The sequence below is a fragment of the Massilia norwichensis genome (assembly GCF_024753245.1).
GTDB lineage: Bacteria > Pseudomonadota > Gammaproteobacteria > Burkholderiales > Burkholderiaceae_D > Telluria > Telluria norwichensis.
The window spans coordinates 15,763-30,959 of the sequence record NZ_JANUGX010000002.1 but is presented as its reverse complement, the minus strand read 5'-3'; the positions used below and the strand labels follow the sequence as shown (position 1 = coordinate 30,959).

Sequence of the window (15,197 nt, the reverse complement as noted above, 5' to 3'; positions counted from 1 at the left end):
CACGCGATCCCGCTACACTGGCAGTGTCGAGATTGCCGTTCGAGGTGCCTGTGCGCTACATGGATTTCAGTTCCTGGCAGGGTGTGTTCAGCACGCTGATGAGCCTTGCCGTGTTCACCCTGCTGGGGGTCGGCATCCGCGTGCTGATGATGCAGACCATCCAGCAACGCAGGGAGCGCATGAACCGCCAGATCAACGAACGGCTGCGGACCCTGATCGCGGCCTATAAAACGCTGGGTGGTTCCTTTACCGGCGAACTGACGGTCGACCCGACCCATCTGCGCGAACTGCGCGCGGCAGCGCCGGCCGCGCCAGGGGAGGCGGCTCCGGCTGCTGCCGCCAACTCCGACCGCGCACGGCGCATCCGCGACGCCGTCGAGGCGGCGCTGGCCGACATCCTGCTGCTCGGCACCGAAGAGCACTGCCGGCTGGCCGGACAGGCCGCCAGCGACATGGCGGCCGGGCGCCCGATCCACACGGCCGAGCTGGTCGTCTCGCTGCGCGACTTCATCCGCGAAGCGCTCGACCTGGACCCGATGCCGAAGGACGTTGCGATCCCGCTGCAGGGTCCGACCCGGACCCAGGGCGGCGGCGGCAAAAGCGGCGGCCGCGGCGAGGGTGGCGGCGGCGGTGGCGGAAAAGGTGGCGGCGGAGGCGGTGGTGCCGATGCCGGCGGCGGCATGGGCATGGGACTCGGCATGGGGCTCGGAAGCGGCCATGCCGATCGCGATCACGCCGGCTGAACGCGCAGCCGGTGCTCAGCCCGCGCTCAAACCCGGCTCAGTCGGTCACCACGTGCCACACGTTCATGGCTTTATCGCCGGTCTTGTCGCCCGGTTTCTTGTCCTTCACGAAGGTGTACAGCGGCTTGCCCTGATACGCGAGCTGGCGGTTGCCGTCATCGCGCGTGACGAAGGAGTAGGGGGCGGGCAGCGGCACGTCACCGGCCTGGACCGGCGGCCAGTTCTGCGCGCAGGTGCCGGTGCAGGCGCTCTTGCCGCTGTTGGGCGTGTCCTTGTCGAAGGTGTAGACCGTCATCCCTTTCGAGTCGACCAGCATGCCGTTGGTCTTCTTGACCGGAACGACCGGATCGGCGGCGAGGGCGGACAGCGAGAATAGGCCGAGCAGGATTGCAGAACCAAGGCTGACTGTTTTCATGGGAGTCTCCTGTGAAAGCTTCAGTGCGTGAACCGGTTGAACTGCCCGGCCATTGTAGGCCTCCCATGAATCGCAGGCGCACTTTGTGTATTAGCGTACGGACAATGGCATCTGCTCAAGGCATCATGGAACCGTATTCATTGCACAACTTGAAAGGAGCACGATCATGGGCAAATATTTCCTGGCATGGATCCTCGGCGTTCCGGCAATCGTTCTGGTTCTGATTTACATGTTCATGCATTGATCCGCTACCGGCGCAGGCGCCGCTCGGGCAGCAGGATGAAAAACGGATGCGCGATGAGCGTGCATCCGTTTTTTTTCGGCCTGTCCGCGTGTGCCGCCAAGCTCAGCAAAACAGCAGTATGATTGAACGTAAATACAACACACGATGGACAGCGGGGGCAAGGTGAAATCGATGACGCTTCGCATCTTCATGCTCGCCGGTGCGGCGGCGCTGCTGGGTTCGGCATCAGCGATGGCCCAGGACGGTATCGCTCTCGACTACGACCAGGCCTGGCAACGACTGGCTGCGCGCTCTGGCACAGTGCAGGGCGCCGATCTGGACTACCGTGCCAGGCGGCTGCAGGCCGAGGCCTTGCGCCGCATCGATGGTCCGGACCTGCGCCTGAACGGCTTTGCGGGTCGCGTTTCGACCAGCCTCAGCGTCGACACCAGCCGCATCACGCAGGCGCTGGAGCCGGGCTTGGCGCCGGTGCTGGAGCTGTTGCCGCCAGTGCCGGGCCTGAGTTTGCCGGAGATCCCCGATACCATCGAGGCGAACCGCGTGTTCAACGTCCGCTCGCTGGGCCTGGGCTCGGTCTGGCCGCTGTACACCGCAGGCCGCCTGCAGGCCTTGAAGGATGTCGCCGTGGGCCGCGCCGACGAAGCTGGCGCGGCGCTGCAGAGCGCCCGCGACGAGGCCGCGCTGCAACTGGCGCAGCGCTATTTCAGCGTGCAACTGGCGCGCAAGGCCAGCCGCTTGCGCGCCACCGCGGTGACGGTGGCGCAGGAACACCAGCAAATGGCGCGCAAGCTCGAGCGCACCGGCTTGATTGCGAAGGTCGAGCGCCTGAAGGCTGACGTCGCGCTCGACAACGCCTTACGTGAAGCCGCGAGGGCCGCCAGTGATCTCGAGGTGGCCGAGCTGGCGCTGCGCCGGATGCTGGCCGAAGAGCGGCCAGTGGCGCCGGCCACGCCGCTGTTCGTGCATGAGCGCGCGGTCGGCTCGCTGGCCTCCTTCGTCGACGCCGCACTGGCCTCGAATGCGGCGTGGAAGCAGATCGACGCCAAACGCGCACAGGCCGCCGCCAGCCTGAAGCTGCAGGGCCAGGCCTTCAGTCCGACCGTGATCGGGGTCGCCAACTACAACCTGAACCGCGGCGGCACGGCGCGTGCCAACTGGCTGGTGGGGGTGGCGCTGAGCGTGCCGCTGGTCGACCGGGTCGACCGCAGCAAGCTGGGCGCCGCCGCCCGCCTCGAGCAGCAGCGCGTCGAGGTCGCGGCCGAGCAGGCCGGACGCGACATCCCGACCCTGGCCGAGAGCCAGTGGCGTGCCATGGAAGACGCGCGCCAGCGTTACCTGGCGATGGCCTCGACCATCGAACTGGCGCAGGAAACCCTGCGCCTGGCCCAGGTTTCGTTCAAGAACGGCCAGGGCACCACCGCCGACGTCAACGACGCCTCGCTGAATCGCACCAAGACCGAAATCGAGCGGGCCCAGGCCGCCTACGACTACGTGCTGGCGCTGGCGCGCCTGCTCGGCACGACCGGTAGTCCGGAGCGGCTGGGCGAGCTGGCGCGCAGCGCGCCTTACGTGGTCGAGCTGGAAAAGGAATGAAGAAAATGGCAAACCCAAATCGCAAACGCGCGCTGGCCGGGGTCGCCGGCATCCTGGTCCTCGGCCTGCTGGGCTGGGGGCTGTATCGTTCGCTGCAGCCAGTGCCGGATGCGCTGCAGGGCCAGGTCGAAGCCCAGGAAATCAATGTGTCGTCGAAGGTGCCGGGCCGGGTGGGCCAGGTCCATGTGCAGCTGGGCCAGGCGGTCAGCCGCGGCCAGCTGCTGTTCGAACTCGACAGCCCGGAAGTGCGCGCCAAGGTGGCCCAGGCGCAGGCCGCGCGCGAGGCCGCCGGCGCCGTCGTGCAAAAGGCCCAGGCCGGGGCACGGCCCGAGGAAATCGCCGCGGCGCGCGCGAATTGGGAGCGCGCCGAAGCCGGCGCCCGGCTGGCCGAGGTAACCTATCAACGGGTGGGATCGATGGTGGCCGAGGGTGTGCTGGCGCGCCAGAAGGGCGACGAGGCCCAGGCCCAGGCACGGTCGGCACGTGAACTGGCGAGCGCCGCGAAGGCCCAGTACGACCTCGCGCGCCAGGGCGCCCGCAAGGAGGACAAGGAAGCCGCCCAGGCCCAGGCGCGCCAGGTCGATGGCGTCGTGGCCGAGGCCGACGCCGCACTGGCCGAGACCCGTATCCTGGCCCCGGCCGCCGGCGAAGTGAGCAAGCTGGCGATCCAGGCCGGCGAGCTGGCGCCGCAAGGCTTCCCGGTGGTGACCCTGGTCGACCTGAACGACGTGTGGGCGGTGCTGGCAGTACGCGAGGACATGTTCAAGGCCTTCGCCATGGACACGGTGCACGAAGCCGGCATTCCGGCGCTGAAGACGCACGCCCGCTTCAAGGTGACGGCGGTGTCGGCCCTGCCGGCTTTCGCCACCTGGCGCGCGGCCAGCCCCGGCGGCACCGACCTGCGCACCTTCGAGGTGCGGCTGCGCCCGACTGCCGCAGTGCCGGGCCTGCGCCCGGGCATGACGGTGGTGTTCGAGCACTGAACGGGCGAGCCATGGCCGCCGCCGCATCCCGGTTCCATTCTCTCTGGTCGGCCTCGCTCGCTCGCGAGTGGGCGCGCCTGCGCGCCGACCGCTGGGACCTGGCCATGCTGGGCTGGATTCCGCTGGTGCTGTACCTGCTGACCTGGTGGATCTTTTCGGCCGGGATCGCACGCGAGTTGCCATTGGCAGTGCGCGACCTCGATTACTCAAGCCAGTCGCGCGGCCTGCTGCGGATGCTGGACCAGTCGCCGGGCCTGCAGCCGCTGCCCGTTGCCAGCGATGCCGACGCGCTGGCTGCGCTGCGCGCCGGGCGCGTGTTCGGCATCCTGTCGATCCCGCAGCACATGGGCGAGCGCCTGTCGCGCGGCGAGCACGTCACCCTGGGCTGGGCCTACAACGCCCAGTACCCCTCGCACACGGGCGCCATGACGCGCGACGTGCGGGCCGTGGTGGCGACCCTGTCGGCGGGGGCCGAACTGCAGGGCAGGGCCAAGCGCGGCAGCGCCGGCGTGCAGGCCATGCAGCAGCTCGAACCGGTGGCCACGCGGCCGATGGGACTGTTCAACGAAAGCGGCAGCATCGTGCCTTCGCTGGCGCTGCCGGCGGTGTGGAGCCTGCTGCACATCTTCGTGGCGCTGGCGGCGCTGACTGCGGTCGGACGCGAGCTACGCAATGCTACCGTGCCGGAATGGCTGGCCACGGCCGACGGCCGTCTCGGGGTGGCGCTGCTGGCCAAGCTGGCGATCCCGCTCGGGGTGTTCCTGCTGCAGGCGGTGCTGGTGACGCTGGCTTTCGGCGCGCTGCTCGGCTGGCCGATCCTCGGCAGCGCTTTCGCGATGGCGCTCGGTACGCTTCTGTTCATCCTGGCTTACCTTGCCCTGGGCGTCTGCGTCGTCGCCTGGAGCGGCTCGCTGCGCTCGGCACTGTCGGCTTGCGCCTTCATCACCGCGCCGGCCTTCGCCTTTTCCGGCCAGGGCTTCCCGATGCGGGCGATGCCGGTGGCGGCGCGGGCCTGGGCCGAGGCGCTGCCGCTGACCCACTTCCTGGGCCTGGTGAACAATACCTGGCTGGGCGGCGCACCGCTGCGCTACAGTACCAGCGCGCTGGCGGTGCTGGCATTGTTTACCGTCGGCTTTGGCGCCGCCGCCTACCTGCGCCTGCGTACGCGCGTGCGCCAGCCCGGCAGCTGGGGCCGGACATGAAGACGCTCGACGCCGCCTTGCAAGCCTGGGGCCAGACCTGGCGCGCGATCCTGGGCGACAAGGCGGCGCTGCTGCTGTTCTTCATTTCCGGGATCATTTACTCCTTCTTCTATCCGCTGCCCTACAGCGGCGAGACGGTGCGCCGGGTGCCGGTGGCGATCGTCGACCAGGACAACTCCACCCTGTCGCGCCAGCTGGTGCGCTGGACCGGCGCCCATCCCGGCCTGGCGGTGGCCGGCGTCACCACCAGGCCCGAACAGGCGCAGGACTGGATCTGGCGCGGCGAAGCCGCCGGCGTCATGATCATCCCCAGCGATTTCAGCCGCAAGATCCTGGCCGGCCGGCAGCCGGAAGTGGAGGTGGGCGGTCTCGGCGCCTACCCGCTGCTGAACAAGGTGGTGCTGAACGGACTGGCCGAGGTGGTGGGCACGCTGTCGGCCGGGGTCGAGCTGAAGCGCCTGGGCGCAGCCACGCCCTCGGCAAGCCAGGCCGAGGCCCAGCGCCAGCCGGTATCGGTCGAGGTGCTGCCGATGTTCAACGTGCGCGAGGGTTACGCTTCCTATATCGTGCCGGGCGTGGTGGTGCTCTTGATGCAACAGACTTTCCTGCTGGGGATCGGCCTGCTGTTCGGCAGCTGGGCCAGCGAAGGGCGCTTTCCGTACGCGCCGCGCACTGCCGCGTATGCCGGCGCGCTGGCCGCGTTTTCTCTGGTGGTGGTGCTCAACGCCGCCTGGTTTTTCGGCTTCGTGTTCTGGTTCCAGGATTATCCGCGCGGCGGCAATCCGGGCGCGAGCCTGGCGCTGACCCTGCTGTACAGCGTGTGCGTGGCGGCGCTCGGCATCTGGATGGGGCTGTTCTTTCGCACCCGCGAGCGCAGCGTGCAGCTGCTGGTGGCCAGTTCGATGCCGATCCTGTTTCTGGCCGGCCTGGCCTGGCCGGCCAGCGCCTTGCCGCTGCCGCTGCAAGGCTTGCGCTGGCTGCTGCCCTCGACCGCTGCGATCCAGGGTTTTATCGCCACCAACCAGATGGGCGCGTCGCTGGCCGAGGTCGGCCAGGAGATGCTGGCGCTGGCGGCGCTGACCATCGCCTTTATCGCGCTGGGGCTGCGCAAATGGCGGCGCAGGCCGAAGTGCTGAATCGGGCCCGTAGCCTCGGCAGCGCGCTGCTTGCCCTGGGCGGCGCCGGCATGCAATGGAAACTTGTTATGCTGTTCGGCACGGAACCACCTCGGCCTGCTGTCCGAAGACACCCATCCGGTCACCGGCGAGATGTGGGGGAATTTCCCGCAGACTTACTCGATGGTAGGCCTGATTAACTGTGCGATGCGCTTGTCGGCGCCGTGGAACAGTGTCGTCTGAGTAGCAGCGCCGGCGCAGCAACCGGCGCTGCGTCGGTTGCTGCGCCGGCGCTGAGAATCAGCCCAGCAGCTTCAACAGGGCTTCCGCACCCGCTTCCGACGAAGCCGGATTCTGACCGGTGACCAGCTTGCCATCGGTGACGACATAGGACTGCCAATCCGCACCTTTTGAATACACACCACCATTCTGCTTGAGCATGTCTTCGACCAGGAAGGGCACGACCTGGCTCAGGCCGACCGCGTCTTCCTCGGTATTGGTGAAGCCCGTCACCTTCTTGCCCTTGACCAGCGGGCTGCCGTCGGCCGCCTTCACATGGCGCAGCACGCCCGGTGCATGGCAGACCAGGGCGACCGGCTTGTCGGCCGCCACCAATGCCTCGATCAGGCCGATCGAATCCTTGTCCTTGGCCAGGTCCCACAGCGGGCCGTGGCCGCCCGGGTAGAACACGGCATCGAAGTCGGCTGCTTTTACCTCGGACAACTTGCCGGTCGAGGCCAGCACGGCTTGCGCGGCGGCATCCGCCTTGAAGCGGCGGGTGGCATCGGTTTGCGCGTCCGGTTCGTCGCTCTTCGGGTCGAGCGGCGGCTGGCCGCCGGCCGGCGAGACCACGGTGATGTCGGCCCCGGCATCTTTCAGGACGTAGTAGGGCGCGGCAAACTCTTCCAGCCAGAAGCCGGTCTTCTTGCCGGTATCGCCGAGCTGGTCGTGGGAGGTCAGTACCATCAGGATCTTTTTCATAGCGGTTTCCTTTCAGTGATGAATCAACCTTGGGCGACGCGGATCACCAGCTTGCCGAAGTTCTTCCCTTCGAGCAGGCCGTTGAGGGCTTGCGGGGCGTTTTCCAGGCCGTCGACGATGTCTTCGCGGAACTTGATCTTGCCTTGCTCGAGCCACTCGCTCATCTGCTTGAAGAACTCGCCATAACGATGGCCGTAGTCGTCGAAGATGATGAAGCCCTGCATGCGGATGCGCTTGGTGAGGAGGATGCCCTCCAGCAGGCCCAGGCGGTCCGGGCCGGGAGGCAGGGCCGTCGCGTTGTAGTTGGCGATCAGGCCGCACACTGGAATGCGGGCCTTGGTGTTCAGCAGCGGCAGCACGGCGTCGAACACGGCGCCGCCCACGTTCTCGAAGTAGACGTCGATGCCGTCCGGGCAGGCCTTCGCCAGTTGCTGTGCGAAATCCGGCGCGCGGTGGTCGATGCAGGCGTCGAAGCCGAGTTCCTCGACCACGTAGCGGCATTTCTCGGCGCCGCCGGCAATGCCGACCGCACGCGCGCCCTGGATTTTCGCGATCTGTCCCACCAGCGAACCGACTGCCCCGCTGGCGGCGGCCACCACCACGGTTTCGCCGGACTTCGGCTGGCCGATGTCGAGCAGGCCCATGTAGGCGGTAAAGCCGGGCATGCCGAGTACGCCAAGCGCACGCGAGGATTGGGCCACGTCGTCGCCCAGCTTGTTCAGGCCGCTGCCGTCGGACAGCGCGTAATCCTGCCAGCCGCTATAGCCCAGCACCAGCTGGCCGACCGGGAAGTCCGGGTTGCGCGAGGCTTCCACCCGCGATACGGTGCCGCCGACCATGGTGGCGCCGATCTCGACCGGCGCCGCATACGAGGGCGCATCGCTGAGGCGGCCGCGCATGTAGGGATCGAGCGACAGGAACAGGGTGCGCAGCAGGACCTGGCCTTCCTGTGGCGTGGGCACCGGCTCGTCCAGCAGGCGGAAGGTGTTGGCGTCGGGGGCGCCGTGCGGACGCTGCTGCAGTACGAAGCGGCGGTTACGATTGCGGTCCTGGGTCATGGCGTATCCTTTCTGGGAAATTCTTTCTTGGCGTCTATTAGACTGGTCGTCTAGAAACGGTCTAAAAAATAGGGCGGCATCATGGGCCGCCACCTTTGCTCAGCCGGGCAAGAGCATGGCCCGGGTCGATAGCATCGCATTATGCAGCGCACTGGGGTCGCGCCGCAGTTTCGTCAGCAGGGCCGCACCCAGCCACATTTCGTACAGGGCCAGGGCAGCCTCCGGCGCCACCACGCCGGTCCGGATCGAGCCGTCGGCAACACCCTCGGCGATGCAGTCTGCAATGCGCTGCACGATCCGGTTCGTGCCCTGCAGCAAAACTTCGCGCATGGCCTCGGACATGTCGGCGACTTCACCGCTCAGCTTGACCACCAGGCACTTGCTGCCGGCACAGGCGTCGTCCGCCAGCACCAGCCAGCTGTCCCAATAGCGCATCAGGCGGGCCAGGCCCGGGTTGCCGTCGGCTGCGAGTGTGCTGTCCAGCTCGGCCAGGTAGGTGTCGACGTAATCCTCGAGCAAGGCCTTGCCGAACAGTTCCTTCGACTTGAAGTAATGGTAGAAGGAGCCCTTCGGCACGCCAGCCGCGGACAGGATCTCGTTCAGGCCGACGCCCGAATAGCCCTTGCCCATGATGATGGCGCGGCCGCTGGCAAGGATATGCTGGCGCACGCTTTGCTGTTCGCTGCTCATGGAAACCATCTTAGCACCAATTAGACCAGTCGTCTTGGAAGCGGCTTGTTCAGCTCTTGCGGACGAATTCCGACTTCAGGCTCATCGCGCCAAAGCCGTCGATCTTGCAGTCGATGTCGTGATCGCCTTCGACCAGGCGGATGTTCTTGACCTTGGTTCCCTGCTTGACCACGCCACCGCCGCCTTTCAGCTTGAGGTCCTTGATGACGGTGACGGCGTCGCCATCCTGCAGCACATTGCCGGCGGCGTCGCGCCACACGCGGGCCGTCTCTTCCGCGGCGGCCTCGGCCTTGACCGGCCATTCGTGCGCGCATTCCGGGCAGACGTAGTTGCCGGAGCCGTCTTCATAGCTGAGTTCGGATGCGCAGGCGGGGCAGGGCGGCAGGGATTTCATGGTCGGCTTTGGGTAAGTGAGGGGGAACAGGTTCTTGTGCGGCTGAATTCTGGTGGCGCGGGGCCGAATCGGCGCGCCGATACCAGCATTTTCAATCTTGATGCCGGAGCATAGCCGCTATAAATATATCTGTGCGGCATTTTATATTAACCATTAGTAATGTGCTATTCTTAATCGTGAAGAATCTCGATCCACGCACTCTCTCATAGCAATGAAAAAAATATTGTTTGTCGTCCTCGCGGCGTCTGCTTTGCAGGCGTGCACTTCGGTCAATGTCAGAAAAGTCGATGCATCTGCCCATGCCATGAAGCTGGTTTGCATCGAGCAAAACCCCAAGGTCATTGTGGATGACATGCTGTCGGTGCTGGAAGAGGGATTCCAGCGTCACGATATCCGCACGATGATTTATCAGGGTAATCCGCCCGATCGCTGTGACTATACCCTTTGGTACACGGCGACCCGTGGATGGGACCTGGCGCCATTCCTCAACCGTGCCGAATTGCGACTGCGCTATAAGGGCGAGACGATTGCCTCGGCAAACTACAAACATTCAGGTGGATTTGCTTTGAACAAATGGGCGAGTACCTCCACCAAGATATCGCCTGTTATCGATGAATTGCTTTCCGGTTTTGATAAACCGGTGAAGTAAGGCGGGAAGGCGCTTGCAAGAGCGCCTGATTGCTGGCCACAAAACAAAAACGCCACCCGAAGGTGGCGTTTTGCTTTACTGCTGAATTCTTGGTGGCCCGGGGCGGAATCGAACCACCGACACAAGGATTTTCAATCCTCTGCTCTACCAACTGAGCTACCAGGCCAAGAGAGGCATGATTATAGCCAGCGGTTTCCAAGCCCGCAAGTCCTGAGCGGCAATTTTTTCAGCGCCGGGCAAGCCGGCCCCCGTGCACAGCCTGGCGAAGCCGCCTGAGGCAAAGGGATATAATGTCTTCATGACTACACAGACCTCTCCCACCTCACCATACCGTGCCGACGCGCGCCGCAGCGACGTCTGCATCGTCGGCAACGGCGCGATCGCCAAGACTGCTGCCCTGGGCCTGTCCCAGGCGGGGCACAGCGTCACCTTGCTGGTGCCGCCCGCGCGTCCGGGGGCGGAAGAAGCGTCTGCATTGTCGGCTGGGACTGAAAAACCCTGGGACGTGCGCGTCTATGCACTCAACCACACTGCGCAGAAGCTGCTGTCTTCGCTGAAGGTCTGGGGCGCGCTCGACATGGCGCGGGTGGCGCCGGTCGACGCCATGGACGTCAAGGGCGACGGCGAGCAGGGCGGTCACCTGGGCTTCGATGCCTTCGGCGCCCATACCGGCACACTGGCCTGGATCGTCGAGGACAGCAATCTGAACACGGCGCTGGACGCAGCCCTGCGCTTCGCCCAGAACGTCGACATCGTCAGCGGCCGCGCCTGCAAGCTGACTTGCAGCCCGCTGGGCGCCAGGGTCGAGCTGGAAGAAGGTGCCAAAGATGGCGTGAAATTCGTCGAAGCCCAGCTGCTGCTCGGCGCCGACGGCCGCGAATCCTGGGTGCGCGGCCAGTGCGACATCGGCATCGATTACCGTTCCTATCACCAGCGCGCCATCGTCGCCAATTTCGCCTGCGAGAAGCCGCACCACAACGTCGCTCACCAGTGGTTCACCTGCAAGGAAGGCATCATTGCCCTGCTGCCGCTGCCGGGCAATAAAGTGTCGCTGGTGTGGTCGGCGCCGGAAACCCTGGCCGATACCATCATGGGCGAGTCGCTCGGCGAGCTGGCGATCCGCCTCGGCGAGTATTCGGAAGACAAGCTCGGGCTGCTCAAGCCGCTGCAGCCGGAAGCCGTGAAAGCGATCCCGCTGGCGCTGGTGCGTCCGCATGCGATCACCGCGCCGCACGTGGCCCTGATCGGCGACGCCGCCCACGCCGTGCATCCGCTGGCCGGGCATGGCATGAACCTCGGCTTCGCCGACATCGTCGACCTGCTGCGCATCCTGGATGCGCGCGAAGCGCACCACGGCATCGGCGACGAGCGCGTGCTGGCGCGCTACGCCCGGGCGCGCAAGGAAGACGTCCTCCTCATGCAACTGGCCACCGACGGGCTCGAACGTTTGTTCGGCGCCAATCTGGAACCGGTACGCGTGGTCCGCAATTTAGGATTAAACTTGCTGGATAAGTTGCCGCTAGTAAAGCGCAGACTCATCGCCCACGCCCTTGGTAAATAAGTGGGCAAATAATTTTTTAGGAAATATATTCATGGTCAAGACCAAACTCGCCGTCCTGCTAGCGGCCGGCCTCGTTACATCCTGCGTCGGCGCGCAGAATTCGGTCGAGGCGACCATCAAGAAGAACATCGAGCCGCGCCTCGGCGGCGCCAAGATCGAATCGATCAAGGAAACCCCGTACGGCGGCCTGTATGAAGTGCGCGTCGCCGGCGACATCCTGTACACCGACAAGAAGGGCGAATACCTCGTCATCGGCCACGTCTACGATACCAAGACCACGCGCGACCTGACGCGCGAGCGCATCGACGAGATCAACAAGATCAAGTTCTCGGACCTGCCGCTGGGCGATGCCATCAAGCAGGTCAAGGGCGACGGCAAGCGCGTGATCGCCGTGTTCGAAGACCCGAACTGCGGCTACTGCAAGCGCCTGCGCCAGACCACGCTGAAGGACCTGGACAACGTCACCATCTATACCTTCATGTACAACATCCTGTCCGAGGATTCGTTCGAGAAGTCGAAGAACATCTGGTGCGCGCCGGACCGCAGCAAGGCCTGGGACGACTGGATGATCGGCGGGAAGGCCGCCCCGGCGGCGGCCCCGAACTGCGCGACCCCGAACGACAAGGTGCTGGCGCTGGGCCAGAAGCTGAAGATCCAGGGCACGCCGGCGATCTTCTTTGCCGATGGTTCGCGGATTCCGGGTGCTGTGGACCTGGCGACGCTCGAGAAAAAACTGGAATCGATCAAGCAGTAAGTTTGCGTGGGCACGGGGTGCCCACCCTACTTTATTCCGGTAGGGTGGGCAGCCCGTGCCCACGTCACGCACAATAAAAGCAGCACCTCCGTCCAAAACTAGGGAGCAAACACGTGGTCACTTTGAACATCAACGGGCGCGACCAGCAGGTCGACGCCGATCCCTCCACGCCCATCCTCTGGGCGCTGCGCGACAACCTCAACATGACCGGCACCAAGTTCGGTTGCGGCGCGGCCCTGTGCGGCGCCTGCACCGTGCACCTGAACGGCGAGGCGATCCGCTCCTGCATCACGCCGATCTCCGCCGCCGCCGGCCAGAAGATCACCACCATCGAAGCGATGGAAGCCGACAAGGTCGGCAAGGCCGTACAGGACGCCTGGGTCAGGCACGACGTGCCGCAGTGCGGTTACTGCCAGAGCGGCCAGGTGATGAGCGCGACCGCGCTGCTGCGCGTGAACAAGGCGCCGACGGACGCCGACATCGACAACGCCATGAGCGGCAACATCTGCCGCTGCGGCACCTACCAACGCATCCGCGCGGCCATCAAGGATGCCGCCAAGACCATCGCGTAAAGAGGAGCCGACATGCGAGCAGAATGGTTCAAGAACGCGGGCTTAATCAGCGCCGCGGCGGGTACGCGCATGGCAAGTTCGCGCCGCGGTTTCCTGAAGGCCGGCGCGGTCGCCAGCGGCGGCCTGGTGCTGGGCTTCATGCTGCCGGGCGGCGGTCGCATGGCGCGCGCGGCGGAGGGCAAGCCGGTCGTCTACGCGCCGAACGCCTTCCTGCGCGTGGCGCCGGACAATACCGTCACCGTGATCGTCAACCGCCTCGAGTTCGGCCAGGGCGTGCACACGGCGCTGCCGATGGTGATCGCCGACGAGCTGGACGCCGACTGGACGCAGATGCGCGCCGAACTGGCGCCGGCCGGCGAGGCCTATAAAGACCCGGCCTTCGGCATGCAGATCACCGGCGGCTCGGGCACCATCGCCCACTCCTTCACCCAATACCGCGAAATCGGCGCCCGCGCCCGCACCATGCTGGTGGCCGCCGCCGCCGAGCAGTGGAAAGTGAGCCCGGCGCAGTGCCGCACCGCCAAGGGCGTGGTCTACGGCCCCGCCGGCCAGAAAGCGAGCTACGGCGCCTTGGCCGACGCCGCGATGAAGCAGCCGGTCCCGGAAGCGGTCACGCTGAAGGATGCGAAGCAGTTCCGCTACATCGGCAAACCGATGAAGCGCCTGGATGCGCGCGCCAAGTCCAGCGGCCGCCAGCAGTTCGGCATCGACTTCAAGCCGGAAGGCGCGAAGGTCGCGGTGGTCGCGCACCCGCCGGTGTTCGGCGCCAAGGTCGCCAAATTCGACGCGTCGAAAGCGAAGGCGATCCGCGGCGTGCTGGCCGTGCTGGAGATCCCGGTCGACCGCGGTGGCCGCGGCATCGCCGTGATCGCCGATGGCTACTGGCCGGCCAAGCAGGGCCGCGACGCGCTGGAGATCGAATGGGATACCGCCGGCGTCGCCAAGCTCGATTCCGCCGCCCAGCTGGCCGAATTCGACGCGCTGGCCAAGACCCCGGGTGCGGTCGCGCGCGAAGCCGATACGGGCAAGCTGGCCACGGCCGCGAAGAAGATCTCGGCCGTCTACGAATTCCCGTATCTGGCGCACGCGCCGATGGAGCCGATCAACTGCACCGTCGACCTGAAGGATGACAGCTGCACGCTGTGGGTCGGTTCGCAGTTCCAGACCGGCGACCAGGCTGCCGCCGCGAAAACGGCCGGCCTCAAGCCGGAGCAGGTGACCCTGCACACGATGATGGCGGGCGGCGGCTTCGGCCGGCGCGCGGTGCCGAGCTCGGACTTCGTGGTCGAGGCGGTCAACATCGCCAAGGCGTGGAAGGAAGCAGGGAACAACGGCCCGGTCAAGATGATGTGGAGCCGCGAAGACGACATCCGCGGCGGCTACTACCGTCCGTCCCACCTGCACCGCGCCGAGATCGGCCTGGACGCGCAGGGCAATATCCAGGCCTGGGACCATGTGATTGTCGGCCAGTCGATCGCCGCCGGCACGCCTTTCGAAGGCTTCATGATCCAGAAGGGCGTGGACAGCACCATGGTCGAAGGCATGGGCGCACCCTACGACGTGCCGATGAACCTCAGCGCGCACATGGCCAAGGCCAATGTGCCGGTGCTGTGGTGGCGCTCGGTGGGCTCGACCCACACCGCCTTTGTGATGGAAACCCTGATCGACGAGGCGGCGCATGCGGCCGGGATGGATCCGGTCGCGTACCGCAAGAAGCTGATCGATCCGAAACACGCGCGCCACCATGCGGCGCTGGACCTGGCGGTGGCCAAGTCCGGCTACGGCAAGAAGACGCTGCCGAAAGGCCGCGCCTGGGGCGTCGCCGTGCACGAGTCCTTCGGCACCGTGGTGGCCTACGTGGTCGAGGCGTCGATCGCCAAGGACGGCACGCCGAAGCTGCACAAGGCGGTCGCCGGCGTGCACTGCAACCTGGCGGTGAACCCGCTCAGCGTGGCGGCCCAGGTCGAGGGCGCGGCGCTGATGGCGCTGGGTACCACGCTGCCGGGCGCGCGCATCACGCTGAAGGACGGCGTGGTCGAGCAGCAGAACTTCGGCGACTACACGGTGGCGCGCATGAATGACATGCCGCAGGTCGAGGTGCACATCGTGCCTTCGAACGACCCGCCGACCGGCCTCGGCGAACCCGGCCTGCCGCCGCTGGCGCCGGCCTTCGCCAACGCCCTGTTCAAGCTGACCGGCAAGCGGCTGCGCAAGCTGCCCTTCGACCTGGCTTCGGCGTAAGC

15 protein-coding genes and 1 tRNA gene are annotated in these 15,197 nt (G+C 66.1%); 10 read left to right on the top strand and 6 right to left on the bottom strand.

The window, feature by feature from the left end; translation table 11 throughout:
• Positions 1-59 precede the first annotated feature (59 nt).
• Positions 60-743 (top strand): hypothetical protein, encoded by a 684-nt coding sequence (locus tag NX782_RS01895; RefSeq protein WP_308632776.1) that lies wholly within the window; start codon positions 60-62, stop codon positions 741-743.
• A gap of 37 nt (positions 744-780) precedes the next feature.
• Here NX782_RS01895 and NX782_RS01890 read toward each other — a convergent pair whose 3' ends face one another.
• Positions 781-1,158, bottom strand: a complete 378-nt coding sequence (locus NX782_RS01890) for a COG4315 family predicted lipoprotein (RefSeq protein ID WP_258843805.1) — start codon at positions 1,156-1,158, stop codon at positions 781-783.
• 415 nt (positions 1,159-1,573) lie between these two features.
• On the opposite strand from NX782_RS01890, the gene NX782_RS01885 reads away from it, so the two are divergent.
• Genes NX782_RS01885 through NX782_RS01870 form a run of 4 tightly spaced genes read left to right on the top strand, consistent with a single transcriptional unit; the run spans position 1,574 to position 6,316 of the window.
• Positions 1,574-2,995: a TolC family protein gene (locus tag NX782_RS01885; protein WP_258843804.1), complete on the top strand. Its 1,422-nt coding sequence runs from the start codon at positions 1,574-1,576 to the stop codon at positions 2,993-2,995.
• Positions 2,996-3,000: 5 nt separating this feature from the next.
• Complete coding sequence (locus tag NX782_RS01880; RefSeq protein ID WP_258843803.1) at positions 3,001-3,978, top strand: HlyD family secretion protein; 978 nt, start codon at positions 3,001-3,003, stop codon at positions 3,976-3,978.
• A gap of 11 nt (positions 3,979-3,989) precedes the next feature.
• Entirely contained in the window at positions 3,990-5,180 is a 1,191-nt protein-coding gene (locus NX782_RS01875; RefSeq protein ID WP_258843802.1) for an ABC transporter permease, read from the top strand.
• A complete protein-coding gene (locus tag NX782_RS01870) occupies positions 5,177-6,316 on the top strand; it encodes an ABC transporter permease (protein ID WP_258843801.1) in 1,140 nt (379 codons plus the stop codon). The genes NX782_RS01875 and NX782_RS01870 overlap by 4 nt, the downstream gene beginning before the upstream one ends.
• A 279-nt stretch (positions 6,317-6,595) precedes the next feature.
• On the opposite strand, the gene NX782_RS01865 is transcribed toward NX782_RS01870, so the two are convergent.
• The 4 genes from NX782_RS01865 to NX782_RS01850 all read right to left on the bottom strand — a co-directional run bounded on the left by NX782_RS01865 (position 6,596) and on the right by NX782_RS01850 (position 9,418).
• Positions 6,596-7,276: a type 1 glutamine amidotransferase domain-containing protein gene (locus tag NX782_RS01865; RefSeq protein ID WP_258843800.1), complete on the bottom strand. Its 681-nt coding sequence runs from the start codon at positions 7,274-7,276 to the stop codon at positions 6,596-6,598.
• Between the two features lie 23 nt (positions 7,277-7,299).
• Positions 7,300-8,334 carry an NADPH-dependent curcumin/dihydrocurcumin reductase gene (gene curA, locus NX782_RS01860; RefSeq protein ID WP_258843799.1) on the bottom strand — a complete coding sequence of 345 codons (1,035 nt, stop codon included), beginning with the start codon at positions 8,332-8,334 and terminating at the stop codon, positions 7,300-7,302.
• A 99-nt stretch (positions 8,335-8,433) separates the two neighbouring features.
• Positions 8,434-9,024 (bottom strand): TetR/AcrR family transcriptional regulator, encoded by a 591-nt coding sequence (locus NX782_RS01855; protein ID WP_258843798.1) that lies wholly within the window; start codon positions 9,022-9,024, stop codon positions 8,434-8,436.
• Between the two features lie 49 nt (positions 9,025-9,073).
• Positions 9,074-9,418, bottom strand: coding sequence for a zinc ribbon domain-containing protein YjdM (locus tag NX782_RS01850; RefSeq protein ID WP_258843797.1), 345 nt, complete (start codon positions 9,416-9,418; stop codon positions 9,074-9,076).
• A 223-nt stretch (positions 9,419-9,641) separates the two neighbouring features.
• Here NX782_RS01850 and NX782_RS01845 point away from each other — a divergent pair, with 223 nt between their 5' ends.
• Positions 9,642-10,067 carry an Sbal_3080 family lipoprotein gene (locus NX782_RS01845; RefSeq protein ID WP_258843796.1) on the top strand — a complete coding sequence of 142 codons (426 nt, stop codon included), beginning with the start codon at positions 9,642-9,644 and terminating at the stop codon, positions 10,065-10,067.
• Between the two features lie 90 nt (positions 10,068-10,157).
• On the opposite strand, the gene NX782_RS01840 is transcribed toward NX782_RS01845, so the two are convergent.
• Positions 10,158-10,233, bottom strand: a tRNA-Phe gene (locus NX782_RS01840).
• A gap of 132 nt (positions 10,234-10,365) precedes the next feature.
• Between NX782_RS01840 and NX782_RS01835 the strand changes: the two genes are divergently transcribed.
• The 4 genes from NX782_RS01835 to NX782_RS01820 all read left to right on the top strand — a co-directional run bounded on the left by NX782_RS01835 (position 10,366) and on the right by NX782_RS01820 (position 15,195).
• Complete coding sequence (locus NX782_RS01835) at positions 10,366-11,628, top strand: FAD-dependent monooxygenase (protein ID WP_258843795.1); 1,263 nt, start codon at positions 10,366-10,368, stop codon at positions 11,626-11,628.
• A gap of 31 nt (positions 11,629-11,659) precedes the next feature.
• Positions 11,660-12,382: a DsbC family protein gene (locus NX782_RS01830; RefSeq protein WP_258843794.1), complete on the top strand. Its 723-nt coding sequence runs from the start codon at positions 11,660-11,662 to the stop codon at positions 12,380-12,382.
• Between the two features lie 113 nt (positions 12,383-12,495).
• Complete coding sequence (locus NX782_RS01825; protein WP_258843793.1) at positions 12,496-12,954, top strand: (2Fe-2S)-binding protein; 459 nt, start codon at positions 12,496-12,498, stop codon at positions 12,952-12,954.
• Positions 12,955-12,966: 12 nt separating this feature from the next.
• Positions 12,967-15,195 carry a xanthine dehydrogenase family protein molybdopterin-binding subunit gene (locus tag NX782_RS01820; RefSeq protein WP_370661751.1) on the top strand — a complete coding sequence of 743 codons (2,229 nt, stop codon included), beginning with the start codon at positions 12,967-12,969 and terminating at the stop codon, positions 15,193-15,195.
• The last annotated feature ends 2 nt before the right edge of the window (positions 15,196-15,197 follow it).

What these genes read in the sequence shown, in the direction of transcription:
- NX782_RS01880 (WP_258843803.1), top strand. Translation starts at nt 3,001, where the DNA reads ATGGCAAACCCAAATCGCAAACGCGCGCTGGCCGGGGTCGCCGGCATC.
- NX782_RS01890 (WP_258843805.1), bottom strand. Translation starts at nt 1,158, where the DNA reads ATGAAAACAGTCAGCCTTGGTTCTGCAATCCTGCTCGGCCTATTCTCG.
- NX782_RS01855 (WP_258843798.1), bottom strand. Translation starts at nt 9,024, where the DNA reads ATGAGCAGCGAACAGCAAAGCGTGCGCCAGCATATCCTTGCCAGCGGC.
- NX782_RS01835 (WP_258843795.1), top strand. Translation starts at nt 10,366, where the DNA reads ATGACTACACAGACCTCTCCCACCTCACCATACCGTGCCGACGCGCGC.
- NX782_RS01895 (WP_308632776.1), top strand. Translation starts at nt 60, where the DNA reads ATGGATTTCAGTTCCTGGCAGGGTGTGTTCAGCACGCTGATGAGCCTT.
- NX782_RS01870 (WP_258843801.1), top strand. Translation starts at nt 5,177, where the DNA reads ATGAAGACGCTCGACGCCGCCTTGCAAGCCTGGGGCCAGACCTGGCGC.
- NX782_RS01830 (WP_258843794.1), top strand. Translation starts at nt 11,660, where the DNA reads ATGGTCAAGACCAAACTCGCCGTCCTGCTAGCGGCCGGCCTCGTTACA.
- NX782_RS01875 (WP_258843802.1), top strand. Translation starts at nt 3,990, where the DNA reads ATGGCCGCCGCCGCATCCCGGTTCCATTCTCTCTGGTCGGCCTCGCTC.
- NX782_RS01850 (WP_258843797.1), bottom strand. Translation starts at nt 9,418, where the DNA reads ATGAAATCCCTGCCGCCCTGCCCCGCCTGCGCATCCGAACTCAGCTAT.
- NX782_RS01885 (WP_258843804.1), top strand. Translation starts at nt 1,574, where the DNA reads ATGACGCTTCGCATCTTCATGCTCGCCGGTGCGGCGGCGCTGCTGGGT.
- NX782_RS01865 (WP_258843800.1), bottom strand. Translation starts at nt 7,276, where the DNA reads ATGAAAAAGATCCTGATGGTACTGACCTCCCACGACCAGCTCGGCGAT.
- NX782_RS01820 (WP_370661751.1), top strand. Translation starts at nt 12,967, where the DNA reads ATGCGAGCAGAATGGTTCAAGAACGCGGGCTTAATCAGCGCCGCGGCG.
- curA (WP_258843799.1), bottom strand. Translation starts at nt 8,334, where the DNA reads ATGACCCAGGACCGCAATCGTAACCGCCGCTTCGTACTGCAGCAGCGT.